Annotated in this window: 23 protein-coding genes and 3 tRNA genes; 19 read left to right on the forward strand and 7 right to left on the reverse strand. The window is 31.2% G+C overall.

From position 1 onward, the window contains the following. A partial coding sequence (locus B0A78_RS12330) for a phosphoribosylaminoimidazolesuccinocarboxamide synthase (protein ID WP_097609716.1) occupies nt 1-902 on the reverse strand: 902 nt, incomplete at its 3' end. Between the two features lie 159 nt (nt 903-1,061). Between B0A78_RS12330 and hmpA the strand changes: the two genes are divergently transcribed. Further along, the gene (hmpA, locus tag B0A78_RS12335) at nt 1,062-2,258 is read left to right on the forward strand and encodes an NO-inducible flavohemoprotein (RefSeq protein WP_065213307.1); all 1,197 of its coding nucleotides are present in this window, start codon (nt 1,062-1,064) and stop codon (nt 2,256-2,258) included. An 8-nt stretch (nt 2,259-2,266) separates the two neighbouring features. Next, entirely contained in the window at nt 2,267-2,695 is a 429-nt protein-coding gene (locus tag B0A78_RS12340) for an Rrf2 family transcriptional regulator (protein WP_014165649.1), read from the forward strand. A gap of 231 nt (nt 2,696-2,926) precedes the next feature. On the opposite strand, the gene B0A78_RS12345 is transcribed toward B0A78_RS12340, so the two are convergent. From B0A78_RS12345 to B0A78_RS12355, 3 genes are all read right to left on the reverse strand, one after another. Beyond that, nucleotides 2,927-3,385, reverse strand: coding sequence for a hypothetical protein (locus B0A78_RS12345; protein ID WP_014165650.1), 459 nt, complete (start codon nt 3,383-3,385; stop codon nt 2,927-2,929). 2 nt (nt 3,386-3,387) lie between these two features. After that, complete coding sequence (locus tag B0A78_RS12350; protein WP_097609717.1) at nt 3,388-5,262, reverse strand: hypothetical protein; 1,875 nt, start codon at nt 5,260-5,262, stop codon at nt 3,388-3,390. A gap of 110 nt (nt 5,263-5,372) precedes the next feature. After that, entirely contained in the window at nt 5,373-6,323 is a 951-nt protein-coding gene (locus B0A78_RS12355; protein WP_014165652.1) for a PhoH family protein, read from the reverse strand. A gap of 94 nt (nt 6,324-6,417) precedes the next feature. Here B0A78_RS12355 and B0A78_RS12360 point away from each other — a divergent pair, with 94 nt between their 5' ends. The 6 genes from B0A78_RS12360 (at nt 6,418) to B0A78_RS12385 (ending at nt 12,901) form a co-directional block, all read left to right on the forward strand. Next, entirely contained in the window at nt 6,418-7,239 is an 822-nt protein-coding gene (locus tag B0A78_RS12360; RefSeq protein ID WP_014165653.1) for an SAM hydrolase/SAM-dependent halogenase family protein, read from the forward strand. Between the two features lie 35 nt (nt 7,240-7,274). Beyond that, nucleotides 7,275-7,571 carry a putative quinol monooxygenase gene (locus B0A78_RS12365; RefSeq protein ID WP_014165654.1) on the forward strand — a complete coding sequence of 99 codons (297 nt, stop codon included), beginning with the start codon at nt 7,275-7,277 and terminating at the stop codon, nt 7,569-7,571. A gap of 84 nt (nt 7,572-7,655) precedes the next feature. Continuing rightward, nucleotides 7,656-8,387: a gliding motility-associated ABC transporter permease subunit GldF gene (gene gldF, locus B0A78_RS12370; RefSeq protein WP_065213308.1), complete on the forward strand. Its 732-nt coding sequence runs from the start codon at nt 7,656-7,658 to the stop codon at nt 8,385-8,387. Between the two features lies 1 nt (nt 8,388). Beyond that, nucleotides 8,389-10,056, forward strand: coding sequence for a gliding motility-associated ABC transporter substrate-binding protein GldG (gene gldG, locus B0A78_RS12375; protein WP_065213309.1), 1,668 nt, complete (start codon nt 8,389-8,391; stop codon nt 10,054-10,056). 98 nt (nt 10,057-10,154) lie between these two features. After that, nucleotides 10,155-11,273 (forward strand): DNA polymerase III subunit beta, encoded by a 1,119-nt coding sequence (gene dnaN, locus B0A78_RS12380; protein ID WP_014165657.1) that lies wholly within the window; start codon nt 10,155-10,157, stop codon nt 11,271-11,273. 281 nt (nt 11,274-11,554) lie between these two features. Further along, a complete protein-coding gene (locus B0A78_RS12385; RefSeq protein ID WP_014165658.1) occupies nt 11,555-12,901 on the forward strand; it encodes a DEAD/DEAH box helicase in 1,347 nt (448 codons plus the stop codon). 231 nt (nt 12,902-13,132) lie between these two features. Here the strand turns inward: B0A78_RS12385 and B0A78_RS12390 are convergent, their stop codons facing one another. Continuing rightward, nucleotides 13,133-15,334: a tetratricopeptide repeat-containing hybrid sensor histidine kinase/response regulator gene (locus B0A78_RS12390; protein WP_097609718.1), complete on the reverse strand. Its 2,202-nt coding sequence runs from the start codon at nt 15,332-15,334 to the stop codon at nt 13,133-13,135. A gap of 101 nt (nt 15,335-15,435) precedes the next feature. On the opposite strand from B0A78_RS12390, the gene B0A78_RS12395 reads away from it, so the two are divergent. The 5 genes from B0A78_RS12395 (at nt 15,436) to B0A78_RS12415 (ending at nt 20,232) form a co-directional block, all read left to right on the forward strand. Then, a complete protein-coding gene (locus B0A78_RS12395) occupies nt 15,436-15,960 on the forward strand; it encodes a DUF4442 domain-containing protein (RefSeq protein WP_014165660.1) in 525 nt (174 codons plus the stop codon). 111 nt (nt 15,961-16,071) lie between these two features. Beyond that, on the forward strand, nt 16,072-17,994 hold the full coding sequence (locus B0A78_RS12400) for a vWA domain-containing protein (RefSeq protein ID WP_065213311.1): 1,923 nt from the start codon (nt 16,072-16,074) through the stop codon (nt 17,992-17,994). Then, nucleotides 17,991-19,247, forward strand: coding sequence for a dihydroorotase (locus B0A78_RS12405; protein WP_065213312.1), 1,257 nt, complete (start codon nt 17,991-17,993; stop codon nt 19,245-19,247). Before B0A78_RS12400 ends, B0A78_RS12405 begins: the two co-directional genes overlap by 4 nt. Beyond that, nucleotides 19,247-19,582, forward strand: a complete 336-nt coding sequence (locus B0A78_RS12410; protein ID WP_014165663.1) for a hypothetical protein — start codon at nt 19,247-19,249, stop codon at nt 19,580-19,582. Before B0A78_RS12405 ends, B0A78_RS12410 begins: the two co-directional genes overlap by 1 nt. Further along, nucleotides 19,582-20,232: an alpha/beta hydrolase gene (locus tag B0A78_RS12415; protein ID WP_014165664.1), complete on the forward strand. Its 651-nt coding sequence runs from the start codon at nt 19,582-19,584 to the stop codon at nt 20,230-20,232. Before B0A78_RS12410 ends, B0A78_RS12415 begins: the two co-directional genes overlap by 1 nt. Nucleotides 20,233-20,384: 152 nt before the next feature. On the opposite strand, the gene B0A78_RS12420 is transcribed toward B0A78_RS12415, so the two are convergent. Beyond that, nucleotides 20,385-21,320 carry an FKBP-type peptidyl-prolyl cis-trans isomerase gene (locus tag B0A78_RS12420; RefSeq protein WP_014165665.1) on the reverse strand — a complete coding sequence of 312 codons (936 nt, stop codon included), beginning with the start codon at nt 21,318-21,320 and terminating at the stop codon, nt 20,385-20,387. Nucleotides 21,321-21,396: 76 nt separating this feature from the next. On the opposite strand from B0A78_RS12420, the gene B0A78_RS12425 reads away from it, so the two are divergent. The 3 genes from B0A78_RS12425 to B0A78_RS12435 are packed head-to-tail and all read left to right on the forward strand — an operon-like array spanning nt 21,397 to nt 22,866. Next, nucleotides 21,397-21,792 (forward strand): RNA-binding S4 domain-containing protein, encoded by a 396-nt coding sequence (locus tag B0A78_RS12425; protein WP_014165666.1) that lies wholly within the window; start codon nt 21,397-21,399, stop codon nt 21,790-21,792. Further along, nucleotides 21,779-22,360, forward strand: a complete 582-nt coding sequence (locus B0A78_RS12430; protein ID WP_097609719.1) for an SAM-dependent methyltransferase — start codon at nt 21,779-21,781, stop codon at nt 22,358-22,360. The genes B0A78_RS12425 and B0A78_RS12430 overlap by 14 nt, the downstream gene beginning before the upstream one ends. An 8-nt stretch (nt 22,361-22,368) precedes the next feature. Then, nucleotides 22,369-22,866, forward strand: a complete 498-nt coding sequence (locus B0A78_RS12435) for a phosphoribosyltransferase domain-containing protein (RefSeq protein WP_077226010.1) — start codon at nt 22,369-22,371, stop codon at nt 22,864-22,866. On the opposite strand, the gene B0A78_RS12440 is transcribed toward B0A78_RS12435, so the two are convergent. Further along, entirely contained in the window at nt 22,858-23,376 is a 519-nt protein-coding gene (locus B0A78_RS12440) for a shikimate kinase (protein ID WP_065213313.1), read from the reverse strand. The two genes, B0A78_RS12435 and B0A78_RS12440, sit on opposite strands and share 9 nt — an antisense overlap. 124 nt (nt 23,377-23,500) lie before the next feature. On the opposite strand from B0A78_RS12440, the gene B0A78_RS12445 reads away from it, so the two are divergent. From B0A78_RS12445 to B0A78_RS12455, 3 genes are all read left to right on the forward strand, one after another. Beyond that, a tRNA-Lys gene (locus tag B0A78_RS12445) sits at nt 23,501-23,576 on the forward strand. Between the two features lie 35 nt (nt 23,577-23,611). After that, nucleotides 23,612-23,696: transfer RNA gene (locus tag B0A78_RS12450), tRNA-Leu, on the forward strand. A gap of 32 nt (nt 23,697-23,728) precedes the next feature. Continuing rightward, a tRNA-Lys gene (locus B0A78_RS12455) sits at nt 23,729-23,801 on the forward strand. Nucleotides 23,802-24,197 lie beyond the last annotated feature (396 nt).

The raw sequence follows: 24,197 nt of genomic DNA on the forward strand, positions 1-24,197 counted from the left end.
ATATTTGAAATATCTGATTTCTCAAATTTTTCCCCAATAATATTTTCGTATAATTCTATATATCTATCAGAAACGGTTCCTATGTATTCGTCAGTCATTTCAGGTATTTCTTGCCCTTCCAACCCTTGAAATCCATTTGAAATTAACCACTGACGCACAAATTCTTTTGATAATTGTTTTTGATCTTCTCCTCTATTTTGTCTTTCTTGGTAACCATCAGCATAAAAATAGCGAGAGGAATCAGGTGTATGAATTTCATCAATTAAAACAATCGTTCCTTCTTTCGTTTTACCAAATTCATATTTAGTATCTACCAAAATTAATCCCTGTGATGCGGCAATTTCAGTACCTCTTTGAAACAAATCACGTGTATATTTTTCTAAAACTAAATAATCTTCTTCAGAAACAATTCCTTTAGCTAGAATTGTTTCTCTTGAAATATCTTCATCATGCACTCCTACCGCTGCTTTAGTTGTGGGTGTAATTATAGGGTCTGGAAATTTATCATTGGGTTTCATCCCTTCCGGCATTGTAACACCGCATAATGTACGTTTTCCTGCGTTATATTCACGAGCTGCATGACCAGATAAGTATCCTCTAATAACCATTTCTACTTTAAAAGGTTCGCATAAATGACCAATTGCTACATTAGGGTCTGGTGTTGCCACTAACCAATTTGGCACAATATCCTTTGTCATTTCCATGAATTTTGTGGCAATTTGATTTAAAATTTGTCCTTTGTAGGGAATTCCTTTAGGCATGATAACATCGAAAGCTGATAGTCTATCCGTAGCAATCATTACTAATAGATCATCATTGATATTATAAACTTCACGTACTTTTCCGTGATAAACTGATTTTTGCCCAGGAAAATTAAACTGGGTAGAAGTAATAGTATTCATTTCTGTTGTGTTGTTATAATTTACATTTATTGTAAACAGTCTTACAAAAATAAAGGTTTCCTATTTACTCACAAGATAAATCCTTTTTTTATTTGTTGTATTTAAAATACAACTTATTCGTTTTTTTTAATATATTTGTTCCATAAAACACAATTTATAATGACAACAACCGAAAAAGAATTAATTAAAGCAACTATTCCTGTATTAAGAGAAAACGGTGTATTATTAACAAAACATTTCTACAATAGAATGTTTGCTCATAATCCTGAATTGAAAAATATTTTTAATTTAGGAAATCAAGCAAGTGGTAAACAACAAACTGCCTTAGCAATGGCTGTATTAGCTTATGCAGAACATATAGAAAACCCAAGTGTTTTAATAAACACTCTCAAATCAATTGGTAACAAACACGTTAGTCTTAATATTACTAAAGAGCAATACGAAATTGTAGGAAATCATCTAATCGCTTCTATAAAAGAAGTCCTACAAGAATCGGCAACAGCGGATTTATTAAGTGCTTGGACAAAAGCTTACGGGCAATTAGCTCAACTAATGATACAAATAGAAGAAGAAATGTATCAAAATAATCTTAGCAAAAAAGGAGGATGGAAAGGATGGAGAAGTTTTATCATTACCAGAATCATTGAAGAAAGTGAAGAGATTAAATCCTTTTATTTAGCTCCTAAAGACAACGAAGCAATTGCTGATTACCTCCCTGGACAATACATTACAATCAAAACTCATATAGAAGAATTAGGGCATGAACAACCAAGACAATACAGTCTTTCATCCTCATTTAACGAAAAATATTATAGAATATCTGTAAAATCAGAAAAAGGCACTAACAATAATCCTGACGGATTAGTTTCTAATGTTCTACATCATAAAAAAGAAGGAAGCGAAGTATTTGTATCAGCTCCTGCAGGCATTTTTAATATTGGAAAAAAAATAGATTATCCAATGGTTCTAATAAGCGGAGGAATAGGAATTACTCCACTATTAAGTATGCTTCAAAGCCAAAAAGATTATGACAATCAGACTATATGGATACATAGTTGTCGTAATGAAAAAGTACAAGCATTTAAAGATGAAATAGAAGAAATAGCTCAAAAAGACAAAAACTTAAAATCATATACATATTATGAACAAATAGACTCTGAAACAGATAACATAAGAAGAGGACGCATTAATTTAATGAATCATCAAGAAGAAATTTTAATAGAAGATGCTAAATACTATATTTGTGGTCCAGAATTATTTATAAAATCGCATTATCAATCGCTTATCAACTTAGGTGTGGATAAAAATGCTATTCATTTTGAAGAGTTTGGTCCACAGATTTTAAATCTTAATTAAAAAAGTTTATGAAACTGAATCACTTTACGGATTTTTCTATGCGAGTACTAATTTTTTTAGTCCATCTAAACAAAGAAAAAGCTACTTCTTTAGATGAGTTGGCCAGTACTTTTAATTTATCTAGAAATCATCTAATCAAAGTTATTCAGTTTCTTTCTAATCATAATTTAATAGAAACCAAAAGAGGCAAAGGAGGCGGAATACGTATTGCTGAAAAAACCTTAGAAACCCCTCTTGGTAATTTAATTCATTTATTAGAACAGGATGAAAATCCTATTATTGATTGCAAAGCTAAACCTTGTATTTTTCCGAGTAGTGAATGCCAATTAAAACATTTATTACAGAAAGGGTATGATTCATTTATTCTCACTTTAAATCAACATACTTTAGAAGATCTTCGTTTTAAAAATTGGAATAAAATACTTAACCAGTCATAAACCTTATTATTACCTCTTATATTGCAATTGTTTTGTTTTTTTATAAATTAGTATTTGTCGTCTTAGAGCTTTGCGATGGTGTGAGTAAAGAAGCCTAGACTTTCAGTTTAAGAGATACTGAACTTTACAAATACAAAACCAACATTAAATTGAGCCTGAAGCCACACTATTTCAAAACTCTTGTTGTGCGATCGGCAAAATTGGTTCAATTATAGTTCGTTTACTGTTCATTTATTTTAATGGTATTAGTTTAGGATTTTCAGCCATAACAACAATGTTTTTTCTATCACAACCTCCAAATAATTTTACAAGAATTTGAATTTTTGTTTTCTTATCCCAAACTGTTAGCAAAAATAATTTATTATACAACTCTAGTGTATTAAAAGTTAATTGATTATTTTTAATTTTATTATCAAAAGTTATTGATTTATTTATGAATTTGGGTAATTTATTTATATCAATTTTAAATTGATTTATCTGTTTTAATTTAATTGAATCCATAACTATTCCCATATAAATATCTTCGGAGGCTAAATTTATATCTTTTATCTCCACTGAAGTAATTTCGTATTTCAATTCGTAATTATCTTTTCTATAAAATTCAAATACAAATTTGCCACCTCCACAAGCTTGTGAATATGAAAGTTGATAAAAGTAACTTAATAAAATAAGGGTATATAAAGTTCTCATAATTATAAAATTATTTTTTTTATTACTTCTATGGCAACATCTATAACCTCTTTAATTCTAGTTACATTATCAAGATTTGCTAAATGGAAATGCCCAACGGGTTTACTTGAGGAGACTCCCCTTATGGCTGTAGTTCTGTACATTATTTCGTTTGACAAATAATTTCCGCCACCACCCTCAGTCGATGAATTTAACTTTGAACTATCAAATCTAACATCTAAACCATTTATATTCACAGAAAGATTATTACCAAAAATTTTAATTTTTGGTAATGTAGTTAAGTTATGTTTTTTGTTGGTGTTTAGAACAAATCTACTAGAGTTGTAATTGTATTCTTTATAATCCTGTCCTCCAATACACATATTATCGTGGAAACCTCCCCTATACTCAATAGCATCTGCTTCAATATCAAACCAGTTGTTACCTCCATTCAAACTAGTAGTTATAATCAAATCTACCTGTCCAATATGTTCTTTTATTACATTTTCAACAACTTGATTGTCAAAATCCTCATAGCGAACAGGAAATACACAAGTTTGAATTTGAATATTTTTATTTTGTAAATCTTGATTATTTTGTAAAAATAAAGCTAAAATACCAGAAGGATTAAAAGTGTTTACAGAATCTGCCCCCATACTTGTATTAAAATTTGTATCAGGATTAAGTTGAAACGGATCAAACCCCGTAATCAAAACTTTTTTATTTCCAACTGCTTTTGAAAAATCTATTCCAGTATAATTACGGCTGTTTTCTTCAAAAAGCTGTATTGCTTTGTAAAGTTTACTATTTTTCGGAACTATTGATTTGATAAAGAAATCGTCTTGGTCTTTTTGGGGTAATGCTTTAATATCTTCTATGTAAACATATTGGCGTTTTAGGATTACTTGCATTGCATTTCTTGCCCAATACAATGGTCGGTCATCAAGAATGGCTTCTATTTCTTTTATTTCCTTTTCCTTTTCTCCTGTTTTTTTGATAGTGGTAACAATGGTAGAAGTATGGTCTTTGTGTTGCCAAACGGCATAATCCCACAATTCTTTAGCACTTTTTATTACTTTTGCCTCGATTTGGTCTGTGGTTAAATCTCTGTTATCCTCGCATAGATATTCAGAGAATCCATCTACAATGTTTTTTATGGCATCGTTTTTTTCTTTGTGCGCGTCTATAAATTTATTTTCGTAGTTGGTTAATAAATCTTTTGAACCTGAATCATCTGTATTGAATAAACCTATTAACTCTTCATAATTTCGTTTGTAGGTTACTGGTTTTAGGCGTTCGCCTTCGAGTGGGAGATAAACGGGTTTGGCTTCAAAGCTAATTTTGACATAAAATTCGTTTAAATCTTCTTCTTTTATTTTGGTTATGTGTTGGTCATAATCGTATTCTTCTAAATCATCGCTGTACCAATTTGGATTGAGTTCAAAAAGTGGCGTTTCGTATTGATTGTTAAAAACAGGAACAAAGCCCCAACGGTAACCGCTACCGTTCATCATATCAAAATTTTGGTTCTTGCTTTTTGATTTTCCTTGCAAGGTAAGATAAATCATTTTGCCGTCTTTGGCATTTTTGGTGGTAACTTTTATTTTGAGTTTTTGACCATAATAAAAATCTTTGGTGTTTTGATTGAGTAGTTTATTGTTTTGGTCAAAAAATTCTACTTTTTCAACATAAGGATGTGTAGTGTAATATTTTTCAGGTGGAACATATTCGCCAAATGTAACTTCTTTTTCTTTTCCGCTCATTATAATTTGTTCACCAGCATTATATTCAATACTTTCTGCCCAAATATGATAATCTCCACCAACTGTCTCGGTTATTTTTCCGTCAACTATGGTTGTCTTGCTTCCTCCAGTAAATATTTTTGTCGTTTCTCGCATTTTCCTTCTTTGGTTAAAGGTTCTCGTTGCTGACGCACAACATCCTTATTTGTGTATTTACTCGTATTCAACAACCATTCTAACAAGGTTATTTTAGCAACGTTTATTGATTAATCTTGATTTTCTATGCTTTTATAAGCATCAATAATTTTTTTAACTAATTTATGACGTACAATATCTTTATCATCTAAATAAATTATTCCTATTCCGTCTACATTTTTTAATACTAAAAGAGCTTCTTTTAATCCTGATATTGTTCTACGAGGCAAATCTACCTGACCTGGATCGCCTGTAATAATAAATTTAGCGTTTCGTCCCATACGAGTCAGGAACATTTTCATCTGGCTATGTGTTGTATTTTGAGCTTCGTCTAGTATAACAAAGGCATTATCTAGTGTACGACCGCGCATAAAGGCTAGAGGCGCAATTTGAATAACCCCTTTCATGATATAATCTTCTAAAGTTTGAGGAGGAATCATATCGCGCAAAGCATCGTAAAGTGGTTGCATATACGGATCTAGCTTTTCCTTCATATCTCCTGGTAAAAAGCCCAAATTTTCCCCCGCTTCTACAGCAGGTCGAGTTAATATAATTCGCTTTACTTGTTTTTCTTTTAAAGCTCTAACAGCCAAAGCAACTCCTGTATAGGTTTTTCCTGTCCCTGCAGGTCCTACAGCAAAAACCATATCATTTTTTTGCAAAGTATCTACTAATAATTGCTGATTAGGTGTCATAGCTTTTATTAGTTTCCCTCCTACACCATGAACTAATATTTTATCATGATCAGACATTTGATTATTTGGTTGTACATCCCCTTCTATAATCCGCATAATAACATTATCATCAATACTATTAAAACGTGTAAAATGAAGCATCAATCTACGAAATCGTAGTTCAAACTCATCTAACACATCTTCTTCTCCAAACGCTTTTAAAGTAGTTCCTCTAGCCACAATTTTAAGTTTTGGATAGTATTTTTTTATTGTTTCTAAATGTTTGTCATGAGCTCCCCAAAATTCTTTAGGAGCTATATTTTCTAATTCTATAACCCTTTCGTTCAATGTCAGATTAATTTAGTTAAAAATAAATTCGTTTTGTTTATCCCAAATCTAGTAATTTTGCCCCAATAATACAGCAATAGTTATAAACAATCGAATGTCAATAATTACACTTACTACCGATTTTGGACTCAAAGACCACTTTGTAGGTGCACTAAAGGGAAAAATTTTCACACAAATCCCTAATGCTCAAATTGTTGATATTTCTCATCAAATAGACCTATTCAATATAATAGAAGCAAGTTATGTAATTAGCGCTGCGTATTACAACTTTCCAAAAGGTACTGTTCATCTAATAGGTGTTGATAGTGAACAAACTGTTAGCACAAAACATCTGGTTGTATATTGGAACGAACACTATTTTGTATGTGCTGACAACGGAATCATGAGTTTGGTTTGTCAAAACCAAAAACCAGAAAGCATAACAGAAATCAATGTTTCTAATCATTTACCTAAAACAGCTACTGATACAGACATTTTGTTAGCTGTGGCTTGTCATATTGCAAAAGGAGGACAACTGGATGTCATTGGTAAAAAAATTGAAGATTTGAAACCACAAAACCAACTACAGGAAATGGTAGAATCAAACAAAATTAAAGGAAATGTTATATATATTGATCATTACGGAAACTGCGTGACCAATATTACTCGAAATTCTTTTGAAAAATTAAATATTGATAAGAAGTTTGAAATAAAATTTGGCAATAAAACGATAAAAAAAATACATCGCTCGTATTCTGATTTTAATATAAGAGAAGGCTACACCCTTAAAGATTATGAAGGTGAAAAGTTAGCTCTTTTTAACGAAGCTGGCTACCTTGAAATTGCTATATTCAAAAGCAATCCGAATACTACTGGTACAGCTAAATCATTATTAGGATTAAAATATCGAGATACCGTGAGCGTTATTTTTGAATAAAATCATCATACAGTTAAACTCATAAGCAACACTATATGTTAACCCGAATAGTAAAACTCAGTTTTCATGAAGAAAACATTCCCGCTTTTTTAGAGAATTTTGAACAAATAAAAGATAAAATTCGCAATTCGCCTGGCAATCAGTTATTAGAACTTTATCAAGACCAAAATAATCCTTGCATTTTTTTCACATATAGCTATTGGGAAAGTCCTGAAGCCCTAGAAAATTACAGAAATTCCGCATTATTTGATGAAGTTTGGACCTTTACCAAAAAACTATTTAATGATAAACCAGAGGCTTGGAGTGTAAACAAACGGGTTTCTTTGGTTTAAAATTTTAACTTTGAGCTTATTGAACTACTTTTGTCCATTATACAATATTTTTAAACTTTAGACTTTAAACCTATATAAAAATTTATGAAAGCCATACTTCTAAAAGAATTTCGATCATTTTTTGGATCTCCCATTGGTTATTTAGTCATTGCTTTATTTTTGCTCATAACGGGATTACTTTTATGGGTTTTCGAAGGTAATTACAATATACTTAACTCTGGTTTTGCCGATTTAACCTCTTTTTTTACAATTGCTCCTTGGATTTTATTGTTTCTAATTCCCGCTGTAACTATGAGGAGTTTTACTGATGAAAAAAAACAAGGCACTATCGAGCTCTTATTAACCAAACCTATGAGTTTAGGTGAAATTGTTATTGGTAAATCCCTAGGTGCTTTTTTATTGATACTTGTAGCTATAGTTCCCACATTAGTTTATGTAAAAGTAATCTATGATTTAGGTTTACCCGAAGGAAATTTAGATTTTGGTAGTACATTAGGATCGTATTTTGGATTATTATTTCTCGTCGGATCGTATACCTCTATAGGTATTTACACATCTACTTTATCAGATAATCAAATTGTAGCTTTTCTAACAGCTGTATTGATCTGTTTTATATTTTATTTTGGATTTCAAGGCATCTCTACATTAACCTTCTTTGGAAATTTCAATGACTTTGTAGCATCATTAGGAATGGATTATCACTACAAAAGTATCAGCCGAGGTGTCATTGACACACGTGACCTAATCTATTTTATCAGTGTCATTTTTTTCTTTTATATACTAACTGTTATTAACCTTAAAAACTACAAGAAATAAGATGAAAAATTCTGCAAAAAAAATGATTGGTCTTATCCTTGGATTGGTTCTATTAAATAGTATTAGTCATTATGTCTTTAAACGTTTTGACTTAACACAAGACAAAAGATATACATTATCAGAAACATCTTTAGATATTCTAAAAAACGCACAAGAACCACTTTATGTAGATGTATTTCTAGAAGGTAGTTTTCCTACAGAGTTCAAACGCTTACAATTAGAAACAAAACAAATATTAGAAGAATTAAAAGCCTATAACCCTAATATTATATTTCAATTTGTTAATCCTCTCGAAAATCCCGAAGAAGCAGAAGCAGTGATGCAGCAATTTTATGAACGCGGATTAACTCCTATCAAAATAACGGTTGATGACAAAGGAAAACAATCACAAGAAGTAGTCTATCCTTGGGCTATTGCTACCTACAAAGGCAAAAGTACAAAAGTCCCTTTACTTAAAAACCGTATGGGAGCCAGTACAGAACAAAAAGTTATTCATTCAGTACAACATTTAGAATATGCTTTTACGGATGCTTTTCATAAAATAACAACGCCCAAAAAGAAAAAAATTGCCATCATAAAAGGTAAAAATGAACTGCCAGATGTCTTAAAAGCTGATTTTTTACAAACCGTTCGCGATAATTATTTTATTGCTCCTTTCCCTATAGACTCTGTAAAAGCTAAGCCTGAATTAATACAAAAAGCACTCAAAACATTCGACTTAGCCATTATTGCTAAACCCAAATCAGGTTTTACAGATGCCGAAAAACAGGTATTAGATCAATTCGTGATAAACGGAGGAAAAACCCTTTGGCTAATGGATGCTGTAAACGTTTCTATGGAAGACTTAAATCAAACAGGTAGTACATTAGCATTTGCAAATAATTTAGGCTTAAATGATTTATTTTTCAAATATGGCTTTCGTATAAATCCCGTATTGATCAAAGATATGCAAGCCGTACCCATAGCATTAGCTACAGGAAAAAGAGGAAGCGAGACACAATACCAAAATTATCCTTGGCTCTATTCCCCTTTTGTTTACACAGAAAGCAAACACCCTATTGTAAACAATATTGATGGTGTTAAATTTGAATTTGCAAACCCTATTGACACCTTAAAAAATGGTATAAAGAAAACTATTTTATTAAAATCATCCCCTTATTCAAGAACGGTAGGCACCCCCGTGGAAATTAACCTTGAAATGGTTAACGAAAAACCTATCCTAAAAGATTATATTCCTGGTAATTTTCCTGTAGCATTATTATTAGAAGGTAAATTTCATTCTGTTTTTGAAAATCGTGTATTGGCTTTTAAATCGCTTGATTTTAAAAACGTGGGTAAGGATTCTAAGATGATAATAATATCTGATGGAGACATTATTAAAAACCAACTCGATCAAAATGGACAGCCAATGGAACTAGGTTTTGACAAATGGACTAACCAATTATATGCTAATAAAGAGTTCTTAATGAATTGTGTAAACTTCTTATTAGACGACAAGGGGTTAATTAACATCCGTAGTAAAGAGGTAGAACTTCCCTTATTAGATAAAGAAAAAGTGTATAAAGAATATACTTACATTCAATTCATTACGGTTGGCGCACCACTAATTATTTTAATCCTTTTTGGTGTTATTTTAAGTTATTTCAGAAAACGAAAATTTGCTCAATAATTATTTAAAAAAATAATTTCAAAAACTAATTAGTTTACGATATATTTGTAAAAACTAAAATCTATACACCATAAGGTTACTTACTTAAATAATTTGCGATGAAATTTATTGTATCGAGTTCTTATTTACAAAAACAACTACAGGTCCTAGGTAGCGTAATAAACAGTAGCAATACTTTACCTATCTTAGACAATTTTTTATTTGAATTAAAACAAGACCAATTAGTGGTTTCTGCTTCAGATCTAGAAACTACCATGTCGGCTTCTTTAAGCATAGATTCTACCAGTGAAGGAAGTGTGGCTGTACCCGCTAAACTATTGTTAGAAATTTTAAAAACGTTCCCAGAACAGCCTCTTACTTTTACAGTCGAGGAGAATAACACTATTGAAATCAGTTCTCAATCGGGTAAATACGCTTTAGCCTATTCGCCAGGAGCAGAATTTCCTAAGGCAGTTGTTCTAGAAGACCCTTCTAAAACATTGGTTCCCGCGGAAGTATTATCAACAGCAGTAAGCAAAACTATTTTTGCAGCAGGTAATGACGACCTACGTCCTGTTATGAGTGGTGTATTTTTTCAGTTTTCACCCGAGGGATTGATTTTTGTTGCTACAGACGCTCACAAATTAGTGAAATATGCACGAACTGATGTAAAAGCTTCTCAAGTTGCTGATTTTATTATGCCTAGAAAACCTTTAAACATTTTAAAGGGTATATTAGCTGCTTCTGATGCTGAAGTAACTATTGAATATAACGATGCTAATGCAACTTTTTCTTTTGACAATTATATTTTAACCTGCCGATTAATTGATGGAAAATACCCTAATTACGAAGCTGTTATACCAAAAGAAAATCCAAACAAATTATTAATAGATCGTACACAATTTTTAAGTTCAGTACGCCGTGTAGCCATTTTCTCAAATAAAACCACACATCAAATTCGTCTTAAAATTGCAGGTGCTGAATTAAATATTTCAGCAGAGGATATTGATTATTCTAATAAAGCAGAAGAACGCCTTACTTGTGATTATCAAGGAGATGATATGCAAATCGGTTTTAACTCTCGTTTCTTAATGGAAATGCTAACAAATTTACAAAGCGACATGATCCAATTAGAAATGTCTATGCCAAATCGCGCAGGAATATTAACTCCCGCTGATGGATTAGATGAAGGAGAAACAGTTACAATGCTTGTTATGCCAGTAATGCTTAATAGCTAAAAAACATCAGGCTGTCCGAAAAGAGCACACAATCTTATATCATTCACCCAAAGGGAGAAACAATAAATGTGTCTAATATAATTTCATAGAAGTAGTCATTCAAACATTAAATCATACTTTTCGGACAACCTTATCATTTCCAACACAACCAGTTTCACAATATAAATATCTCTTTTTAGCAATAAAAATCTTCTAGTAATAAATTCTAATTGAAGTTATAGTCCTTTCTGCTAGAAATATCGACTATAAACAATACCTTTGCAAAAAATACAATTAGAAATATGTCATCATTTGAGCCCTTTAATTTACCAAAATCTTTACAAAAAGCATTAGACGAATTAAAATTTGTCAGCCCTACTCCTATTCAGGAAAAATCATTTAATGTAATCATGTCAGGTAGAGATGTTATGGGAATTGCTCAAACAGGAACAGGTAAAACATTTGCCTATTTACTTCCACTACTAAAACAATATAAATTTGCTCAAACGTACAATCCACGAATCATGATTTTAGTACCTACTAGAGAATTAGTGGTGCAAGTAGTAGATGAAGTAGAAAAACTGACACAGTATATGTCTGTTCGAACTCTAGGAATTTATGGGGGCGTAAACATAAACACTCAAAAAAACCAAGTATATCAAGGAATAGATATTTTGGTTGGAACCCCTGGACGTATAATGGATTTAGCTTTAGATGGTGTTTTATCTTTGCAAGAAGTAACTAAACTAGTAATTGATGAATTTGATGAAATGTTGAATTTAGGTTTTCGTCCACAGATTACTTCTATCTTAACCATGTTAAAACCCAAACGCCAAAATATTCTTTTCTCAGCTACTATGACAGATGAAGTAGATGAAATACTTAATGATTATTTTGATTTTCCTGAAGAAGTTACCCTTGCCAAGTCAGGCACTCCGTTAGAAAAAATAGAACAGGTATCATACCATGTTCCTAACTTTAATACTAAAGTAAATTTATTAAAACATTTACTACAAACGAATGAAACTTTAGAACGAATTTTAATATTTGTTAATAATAAAAAAATTGCTGACATGCTTCATGATAAAATTGAAGCCGATTTTCCTGATCAATTTGGTATAATTCATTCTAACAAATCACAAAACTATCGTTTACTTACCATGTCATCTTTCCAAAAAGGGGAAACTAAAGGTATTATTACCACAGATGTAATGGCAAGAGGACTGGATATTTCTAACATTACACATGTCATAAACTTTGAAATGCCTGAAATTCCAGAACAATATATCCATCGTATTGGTAGAACTGGACGCGCTGACACAGAGGGTATAGCAATCAGTTTTATCACACCAAGAGAGGAGGATATAAAAATAGAAGCCGAAATGCTAATGGATCTTGAAATCCCTATTTTAGATTTCCCTGAAAGTGTAGAAATTTCAACACAATTAATAGGACCTGAAAAGGAAAAGCAAAAAATAAAGCATTTACTTAAAAAGCCTAAAGCATCTGAAAACACTGCCTTTCAAGAAAAATCAGAAAAGAATAAAAAGGTAAATTTAGGTGGTCCTGGTAAACGCAAACCTCGAAAAACAGCTCCTAGAAACCGCGCTGTTGAACGTAAACGCACAGAAAAACGTAAAAAGAAATAAAATTCTATTAGCCCTTGCTGAAAAACTAAAGATAGTTTGTTATAAAGAAACAAACCTATCATCTCTGCCTCTTTGTTAGAGAGAAACGTTTAAAAGATTGCTTTTTAATCAAATTTTGATACAATTATTTTTCTATAACCGTTTGTAAATATAAGGCATTAACCTTTTATAGGTACATTCGTAATAAGATAAAGACCTGTTTTTCAGCAAACCCTCTAATTCGTATTTAAGTTAATCTCTACTCTGAACATTTTCTAGCCCTACATATTGGTTTAAAAGGACTACTAACTGTTCTTTTTCAAAAGGTTTTACTAATACATCATTCATACCTACACTTTTACATTTACTAAATACCTCAAATTTATCAAAAGCAGTCAAAGCAATAATAGGAGTAGTAATATTAAAAGTTCTTATCTGAATAGCCGCTTCATAGCCATCATAAATAGGCATATTGATATCTAAAAAAACAATATCAAAACTTTCTTTTTTACAAACTTCTATTGCTTCTAATCCATTTTCAACAATCAACACCTGACAACCAAAAGCCTTAAATATTTTTTCTGTTACAATTTGATTGATTTTATTATCCTCTGCTAAAAGTATTTTCAGCACACCTCTGTCGTTTTTATCTAGCAATAGATTAGGTAAAAAAATCTGATTATCAATTTCAAAGTTTAGCTGAAATACAACTTTAGTCCCCTTGCCTTCTTCACTCTCTAAAAAAATAGTCCCGCCAAATAAGGCTACTAATTTTTTCACAATAGGCAACCCTAAACCAGTTCCTTGATAGTCTTCTTCTCGACGTTCAATTTGAACAAATTCTTCAAAAATCCGTTGCTGGTTTTCCTTAGCAATTCCTATTCCTGTATCTTCTACAACAAATTCTAAACGCAACTGGTCATCTACTATCTTGAGTAATTTAACCTTTATGTCTACGGCTCCATTTTCCGTAAATTTAAGTGCATTACTAATCAAATTCATTAAAATCTGGGAAAGCCTAAGACCATCTCCTATAATTCTTTCAGGGATTATATGATCAATATCTATATTTATTGCATTCATTGTCTTGACAGATTGCATGTAAAAACTATTTTTAATAGCCTCTAGCTTATCTCTAAGGTTAAAATTACTTTTCTCTAAAATAATTTTCCTTTCGGTTATCTTATAAATTTGCAAAACATCGTTTACTAAAGACAATAAATATTGGGCTGAGAATTTTAAAGATTCTAAATATTTGCTGTTTTTTATTTCAGGATATTCGTCAGCCAACAAATCAGAAATACCGATAACTCCATATAAAGGGGTTCTTAATTCATGTGTAATAGTTGATACGAATTGCGATTTTATTCGGGTAGATTCCTCAGCTTTATCTTTGGCATCTTCAAGTTCACTATTAATTCTTTGCAAACGCATAAAACTTTTGCGTCTATTACGGTTATTTTTATACAATATGTAAACTAAAACAATTAGAAAAACCACAATAACCATAAATAATGCAATGATTACATACGTTTTTTTTAAACTAAGTTCTTTTTCTTCCTTTTGTTTTTCAATATAACTTATGTGTCCTTCATATTCTTTTATTTTTATCGCATCTTCTTTGTTTTTTACTGATTCAGAGCGGGCTTGGTTGTAAACTTTATCTTTATATAGAGAACTTAATCTTTGATATTTTAGAGCCTTTTTATATTCCGAAAACTTTTCAAAATGTATAGCATAATCATAATAAACCTCCGCTAAATAACTATCTAATAAATTTTCTTTTTCTGTTACGCCATATTGAATAGCTTTTTCAAAGAAATGTTCTGCTTTCTCTTTTTGATTTTTATAACTACAATATCGTGCCCACAAGGCATTATAATTTAATTGAGCTTCCGATTCTTGATTGTATTGCATATAATGACCTGCCTTCCTTAAAAAAGGTATTGCTTCTTCATAACGATTTTCATCAACATAAGCCCCTGCAATATTCAAAGAGTTATAAACAGTTTGAATCGGTTTATTTATTTTTTCCGCGTAAACCAATCCTTTTTTATAATACTCAATCCCTTTTTCAAAATTGTTTTCGTAGTAAGAATAAACTGCACCAAGGTTATTATATACCAGATTTTTGAGTGTATCATTTTCTACTAAATTGGCATAGTATAAGGATTTAAAAAAATAATCTTTGGCTTTTTTCGTATTTGCAAATTCAGTAAAATTACATCCCAAAACCATGTAAGCTTTAGACTTTAAGGTATTGTCGTTTAACAAAAATGATTCGGATAATCCTTCTTGAGCCAGCACCATTGATTTTTTAGTATCTAACTCTCTCAAAGCTCGTTTTGCTTTTTCGATTTTTATTTCCGTTTTTTTTACTGTATTTACCCCTTGTGAAGAAGCATCATTAGTTACAATAATAAGACTTAAGATAATTATAAAAAAACGATGCATCTTCTCACTATTTGATTTTTTTAAGAAAGGAATTTAGTCAAAAATAGTTTATTTTTGACAATTAAAACTGTTTTGAATCAATTTTAATGAATTAAGCACCAATGTATCAACAACTTTCTAAATTCGCGAGAAAATTCATCAAACCCTCTGTTTTTTTAAAATATGGATTTAATCTATCTCCTATGTATAAGCGTAGTACCGCTCGCATAACCCATATATCAGAAGATTTAAAAAACATACACATAAAAATCCCTCATACTTATAAAAATAAAAATTACGTTGGATCTATCTTTGGAGGCAGCCTTTTTTCAGCTGTAGATCCCATTCCTATGACACAATTAATGTACATTTTAAAAGAAAATTATATCGTATGGGACAAAGCAGCCTTAATTCGTTTTAAAAAACCTGCGCGAGAAAACGTTTATGCAACTTTTTACTTTAGTGATGATGAAATAAATGAAATTATAGAAAAGGTAAAAATAGGTAAAGAAATAGAACACACTAAAATAACACATATTACTAACAAAACAGGCGATGTTACATTTTGTGAGGTAACGAAAACTATTTATATAGCAGAAAAAGAATTCTATAAAGAAAAATTAAAGAAAAGAGAACTTTCCTCCTAAGTTTTGATTTTGCTTTTTTTCTTAGAAATATTTTTAAAAAAATTACTAACCCATTAATCTACTCACAAGATTCAATCTAAAAAATGTATCTTTGACAAACTCAAAATATAAATGCAATTTAAACATCCTGAAATCCTCTATTTTCTTTTTTTACTGATCATTCCAGTAATTGTGCATTTATTCCAATTACGTAAGTTTAAAAAAGAATACTTTACGAATGTTCGTTTTCTAAAAGAATTAATCGTTCAAACACGTAAAAGTTCCAAAATAAAAAAATACTTATTATTAGTAACTAGGCTTTTATTACTAACGGCTCTCATCATTGCTTTTGCTCAACCGTTTTTTAAAGCTCTTGATCAAACAGGTAAAAACAATGAACTCATTATACTATTAGACAACTCTTTTAGTATGCAAGCAAAAGGCAAAAAAGGAGAATTACTTAAAAGGGCAGTACAAGATTTATTAGAAAACATCCCCGAAGAAACAACTTTCTCAATTCTAACAAATGATACCGATTTTTGGAATACCAATATTAAAACAATTTCGAAAGAACTTCAAAATTTAAATTATAGTCCAATTCCTTTTTCTCTTGAAAATGCTTTGATTAAAACAAAATCACACAATAATAATCAAGGAAAAGATATTCTTGTAATTACAGATGCTATTGGCTTACAAACAGAATCCTTAACAAAACAGCCTGCAAACAATAATACCTTTTTCTTAATTCCTGAAGCCGAAAAAACAAATAACGCAGCTATTGATAGTGTTTTTATAAACCAAACATTTGATCATTTTTATGAAATTGGCGTATTAGTATCTTCTAATTTTAAAGAAGCAAAATCAGTGCCTGTTTCTTTATATAATCAAAACCATTTGATAGCTAAAGCCATCATGCCTTTAAATAAAAACAAACAAACCTTATTATTTACAATTCCAAAAGACACCTTCAATGGATGCGTTTCATTAAACGACAACAGTCTAACTTTTGATAACACCTTTTATTTTAATTTTTCAAAACCTAAAACTATAAAAGTCCTCAGTATAGGAGAGCTTGAAAAAACTAATTTTCTTAGCCGAATTTATACATCCCCCGAATTTAGTTTTTCTAATAGCAATCCAAATCACTTAGACTATAGAAATATAGAAAGCCAAGATTGTATTATATTGAATGAGCTAGAAAATATTCCTTTAGCCATGCACACTAATATAAAAAAGTTTGTGGAAAAAGGAGGCAGTCTGATCATTATACCTTCTGAAAAAACAAACCCCCTTAATTTAAATGCTTTTCTAAAAAACTTTGCCCCCCTTCAATTCGGTAATTTACAAAACAGAGAAAAGAAAATTACAAAAATTAATTTCTCAAACCCTTTGTACAATGATGTTTTTGAAAAGAAAATCAACAATTTTCAATACCCTAGTGTAAAACAATCTTTTGAAATAAAAAGTGACCTTCCTCAAGCGCTTACCTATGAAGATCAATCAGCATTCTTAAACACATCATACAAAAACACAGGGGTTGTATATATTTTTTCAGCTCCCTTAAATAAAGAAAATTCTAATTTCCAAAATGCACCATTAATTGTACCAACTTTTTATAAAATGGGGGTTTCAACTAGCAAAAATGGTTTACAATATCACATAATTGGTCAAAACAAAACCACCCTAATTAAGGCATTACTCAACAAAGATCAAGTAGTTTCTATTGCAAATAAAGAAGAAAACTTTATCCCCATACAACAAATTCTAGAAGATAAACTAAAATTTAGCTGTGGCGACAATCCAAAAAAAGCTGGTAATTATCAAATTAGTCAAAACCAAAAAGCGATTCATCCTATTAGTTTTAATTACGATCGCAAAGAAAGCCTATTAACCAAAGATACTAACCATAACAAAATCAAAACGATAAATAGCTTAAATAATTTTTTTGAAACCCTTCAATTGGAACGTACTGATCAACAAATCTGGAAGGGGTTTCTTATTTTTGCTTTATTGCTTTTGATTATCGAATTGCTCATTCAAAAATTTGTAAAATGAACCTAATTATCCGCAATGCTCGAATTATTGAAAAAAACCACACTTTAAATCAAGAAATCGTTGATATTCAAATCAGTAATGGAAAGATAGAAAAGATTGGCAAAAGCCTTCCGATTATGATCGATTATGAAGAAATTACGTTTGCTAACTTGCATATTTCAAAGGGGTGGATAGATACTAGTGTATCTTTAGGAGAACCTGGATTTGAAGATCGCGAAAGTATTAGCAACGGATTACAAGTAGCTAGTAAATCCGGTTTTACAGCGGTTCTTCTACAACCCAATTCCTCTCCTATTTTAGACAATCAATCCCAAATCATTTTCGTTAAACAAAAAACGAATCAAAGTACTACTGATTTATATCCTATTGGTGCACTTACAAAAAATAGTAACGGAAACGACTTAGCCGAACTTTTAGACATGAAAAATGCTGGGGCGATAGCCTTTGGCGATTATAATAAAAGTTTAGACAATGCTAATATTCTCAAAATAGCTCTCCAATACACACAAGATTTCAACGGGAAAGTTATTGCCTACTCAATGGACAACAACATAAAAGGTAAAGGAATTGTAAACGAAGGAGTAACTTCTACTCAACTAGGATTAAAAGGAATTCCTGCTTTAGCGGAAGAATTAATTATAGCTCGTAATTTATACATATTAGAATATACAGGAGGAAAACTTCATATTCCAACTCTTTCTACAGCGCATTCGGTGGAATTAATTCGACAAGCAAAGGCAAAAGGCCTACAGGTAAGTTGTAGTGTGTCTGTTCATCACTTAACATTAAACGATGAAGTTCTAACCAGCTTTGATTCTAATTACCGTGTAACACCTCCAATCCGAACGGAAAAAGACCGTAAGGCTCTTATTGAAGGAATTTTAGACAACACTATTGATTGTATTACAAGTGACCACAACCCTATAAACATTGAAAACAAAAATTTAGAGTTTGATTTAGCCAAAAACGGAACTATTGGATTAGAAAGCAGCTATGGAGCCTTGCAAACTATTTTACCTGTTGATGTTATCGTAGAAAAATTAACCGCAGGACGAAAAGTTTTCACTATAGAAGAACCTCTTATAAAAGAAGGTGCAATAGCTAACTTAACCCTTTTTAGTCCTAGCGAAAACTGGTTTTTTTCAAAAGAAAACATTTTATCAAAATCTAAAAACTCAGCTTTTATAAACCAACCCATGAAGGGAAAAGTTATAGGAACTATTAACAACTCTCAATTTATTAAAAACCAATAATGAACACGGACTTAAACGATATTAAAAAAGGAAAAAGCACCGCCATAATAAGCTACATACTAATAGTAGGTCCTCTCATTGCTCTATCAATGAATAGCGGAGAAGATAAAACCCAATTTGGTTCTTTTCATGTGCGACAAGGCTTAGGATTATCTGTTACCTTTATTGCATTAGGACTTATGCTATCTAATTTTAACATCCCTATGGCAACCATAAGTATGTGGATTTTTATCTCTTTATTAAGTTTTTATGGTCTATATACCGCTAGCAAAGGCGAATCCCGCCCATTACCATTATTAGGAACATTATTTCACTATTTTTTTAAAACTATCTAATGAATTTATCTCTGCACCATCTAGTCAAAGAACCTAAAGTAAAAAAAGACAAAAATCCCTTACTTTTATTATTACACGGTTACGGAAGTAATGAAGAGGATTTATTTTCATTTGCCTCCGAACTTCCCGATCATTATTACATTATTTCTGCTCGCGCACCTTATAATCTGATGCCTAATGCTTATGCTTGGTATGCCATTAACTTTGATGCCAATGAAAATAAATTTTCGGATTTAGATCAAGCGCGCGGTTCTAGAGAATTAATAGCTCATTTTATTGACGAATTAGTAACCAACTATCCTATAGACCCTAATAAGGTAACTCTAATTGGCTTTAGCCAAGGATGTATTTTGAGTTATGCAACTGCTTTATCATATCCTAACAAAATTCAACGGATAGTTGGTATGAGTGGTTATTTTAATCAAGATATTGCATTAGAAAATTACTCTCGAAATGATTTTAGTAATTTACAAATATTTGCTTCACATGGTAGTGTAGACCAAGTCGTTCCTGTAGAATGGGCACGCAAAGCACAACCTATATTAAACAGTTTAGGAATTAAAAATAGTTATAAAGAATATCCTATAGGTCACGGAGTAGCTCCTCAGAATTTTTATGATTTTAAAAATTGGCTCTTAGAAACTGAATAACAAAAAAAGGTATCCTAAAAATTGAATTCACTTTCTAAGAATCGGATATATGAAAATCATCTCCGATAGGTATCCGAATATTTTAGTAATAAAAGAGGCTGTCCAAATTAGGACAGCCTCTTTTTAGCTAAATTCTTTCCTTCTTCTCTAGTCTATTTCCTTCTTCTATCTTCTTTATCTAAATAGTTAGGAATACCATTACGATTATCATCCCCATCTGCTTCATATTTGGTAAATATTCCATCGTTATCATCATCACGATCAATGTAATTAGGATATCCATCCCCATCTGTATCTCGTTTTAAATTAACCCAAGGAGCATTTAAGTTTGAAGCATCAAAACTATATTCTTCTTCAAAAGTTGTATGACCATCAAAATCATGATCTTTCCTTTTCATTGATATTAATTTTATATTAAAAATCAAAGGCGAATAGGCAGGTATTTTTGCTTGTACCCCAGAATAATAGGCTAATCCCGAAGGCAAAAAGAATACCGCTGCACCAAAATCTTTAAAACTTTGAGTATTTGTAACAGGATCAATAGTTATACTTCCTATCGTCATTAATGAAACCACTCTAGACCAACCTACTATTACTTTATCTAAATCAAAACGAATTGGATTTTCTGTTCCGTCAAACAATTGATATTTATTAAATGTTGTCTTTTCTTGATCAAAACCTGTTTTTTCTTTTAACAACATACCTTTATAAGCAACCAAAACAGAATCTATAGGACAAGGAGTTTTAGATAGTTCAGGTTTTAACTCCTCTCCTCCATTATGATTAATATAATATACCTTAAAGTCATAATCATTATATCGTATCGTTTTAAACTTTGGCGCATACTGATCTTTTATAGAAACTAAACCAGACTTAGAACCAATTCTTTTTACGAATTCAACATTTTTATCCGCATCAACATCCATGTGGTAATCTTCAAAAAACTTTTCTATCGCTAGAATTTCCCCAGGTATTTGCTCTGAATATGCCTTAGGAGGTACTGAATCTACTGTATCATCATTCTTATTACAAGAAACCAGCGAAGTTAACAACAACAACACTGCTATCAATTTATTCAATTTATTCATTCTTTTTTAAAATTTGCACGCAAGATACAATTTTGAATTATTTTTGTATACTAATTTAACTAAGATTTTTGATTTTATGCGTATTGATAAATATTTGTGGTGCGTACGGTATTACAAAACTCGTAACATGGTAACCGAAGCTTGTAAAAAAAACCAAATAACTGTAAACGGAATTACGGCCAAACCTTCTAAAGAAGTTTTCCCTGGAGATAAAGTAACTTTTAGAAAAGATCAAATTACCTATAGCCTTCAAGTTTTAGATATTCCTGCTAATCGAGTAGGTGCAAAATTAGTAGACATCTATCGGAGAGATGAAACCCCTGAAGAAGCATTTGCTCACTTAGAAATGCTTAAACTTTCTAAAGCACATTATAGAAAATACGGTGAAGGGCGTCCTACAAAAAAAGACCGTCGTGATTTAGATGAATTTGAATTAGATTTTGAAAACGAATTAGAAAATGAATCTGAATAATAATTATTGGGAAAGTAGGTATCAAAAAAACGAAATAGGCTGGGATGTTGGTACTATTACCCAACCATTAAAAGCATATATTAATCAGTTAACTAACAAAAACCTCAAAATACTAATCCCTGGCGGAGGTAATTCCTATGAATTTGAATATTTAATCCAAAAAGGTTTTAATAACACCTATGTGCTTGATTACGCTAAAACACCTATCGAAAACATAAAAAAGCGATTCCCGCAAGTTGCGCCTAACCAAATTATATTTGAAGATTTTTTTTTACATAATGGCAATTATGATCTCATCATTGAACAAACTTTTTTTTGTGCTATTCCTCCTTTTTTAAGAAAAGAATATGTTTCAAAAATGAATTCATTATTAAAGCCACAAGGAAAAATAACAGGTCTTCTATTCCAATTTCCTTTGACTGAACAAGGCCCTCCTTTTGGAGGCTCCTATGAGGAATATCAGCATCTATTTGCTCCTTATTTTAATATAAAAATATTAGAAAGCGCCTATAATTCAATCAAACCCAGACAAGGTAAGGAACTCTTTTTTATATTTACAAAAAAATAACAACACAAATGAACACAAATATTATCCTAAACAACACTGAAATAGAATTCAAAATGAAACGTATTGCATATCAGATATACGAAACATTTATTGATGAAAAAGAAATAATTATTGCTGGCATACAAGGAAACGGAAGTATATTAGCTCAAAAACTAGTTGTTATTCTAAAAGATATTTCTCCCCTATCCATTCAATTTTGTGAAGTTATAATCAACAAAAAAAATCCTACCTCTCCCATAGAAACAAGCCTATCAAAAGAAGACTATAACAACAAAGGACTTGTATTAGTAGATGACGTACTCAATACAGGAACCACCCTTATATATGGAGTAAAACACTTTTTAGAAGTTCCCCTTCAAAAATTTAAAACCGCTGTTCTTGTAGACCGAAATCACAAAAAATATCCTATAAAAGCCGATTTTAAAGGCATTTCTTTATCAACCTCCATATTAGAACATGTTCATGTGGTATTTGAAAACAATAACCAATACGCCTATTTAGAATAAAAGAGCGATCAAATCATCACAAATTACATCAACCGTCTTATTATCGACAGAAACTACTTTTTTACAACTAGTATAATAATAGCTTCTGTCGAATAGATGCTTGGCCACAAATTCTCCCATCTCCTCTTTATTCAAATTAGCTACCAAGGGTCTTTTATCTGCTTCCATAATCAAACGAGCAACCAATAGTTGAACAGAAGCTTTTAAATAAATAGAATTCACATTATCTTCTTGCAATAATAAATGATTTCCCGCATAACAAGGAGTTCCTCCTCCTAAACTTAAGACAAAAGACTCTTTTTTAAGCAACTGCTTTTTTAAAACAATATGTTCTAGCTTACGAAAGTAAATTTCTCCTTTTGTTTCAAAAATTTCTTTAATTGTTTTTCCTTCTTCTTCAACAATCAAATCATCTAAATCTATAAATTCTAACGCCACCCTTTGAGCCAAAGCCCTACCTATTGTTGATTTCCCTGATCCCATATAACCAACTAGCACAATTTTACTCATACAAAACAATTTAAAAATCAAACACTTACAAAAAACAATAAAAAAAAAAGAAATAAAAACCCCTTTTCTTTGAAAAATCAAAAATAAGGTAATATATTTGCACCCGCAAACAAGAAATGTTTACGACTCCGTAGCTCAGTTGGTAGAGCACATCACTTTTAATGATGGGGTCCTGGGTTCGAGCCCCAGCGGGGTCACCAAAGCCAAACAAAAGTTTGGCTTTTTCGTTCTCAATGGCCATGTGGAGAAATTGGTAGACTCGCCATCTTGAGGGGGTGGTGTTGAAAGACGTATGGGTTCGAATCCCATCATGGTCACCAAAAGGTTCTTGAAAATTAAAAATAAAAATATTGACTCCGTAGCTCAGTTGGTAGAGCACATCACTTTTAATGATGGGGTCCTGGGTTCGAGCCCCAGCGGGGTCACTCAAAAAGGCTATTTTAATTTAAAATAGCCTTTTTTTATTCCCACACATTCAAAAACAGGATCAAGACTGATAGGACTAAATAAAGATATTTAACAATCTAAAAAAGAAGAAGTTTCTCATTCCAGACTCCCCTTACAACTTCTAAACGCTTTTATTTTAATGTTAAAAGCAGATCAAGTTACCCCAAAAAACCCTATAGAATTAATCCCCCCTTTTAAAAACAATAAAAAACAAAAACACCAGTGGTTTTTTATTTTTTATAACAAAATATTTGTTTTTTAAAACCAAACCCGCTATATTTGACTTAATCATATTTCCATAAATGGTTGTTATTATTAAAAACAAAATATGTCATGAAACCACAAAACCCAAACAATCCTACTCAAATTGGTTC

This window comes from Flavobacterium columnare NBRC 100251 = ATCC 23463, assembly GCF_002530675.1.
Taxonomy (GTDB): domain Bacteria; phylum Bacteroidota; class Bacteroidia; order Flavobacteriales; family Flavobacteriaceae; genus Flavobacterium; species Flavobacterium columnare.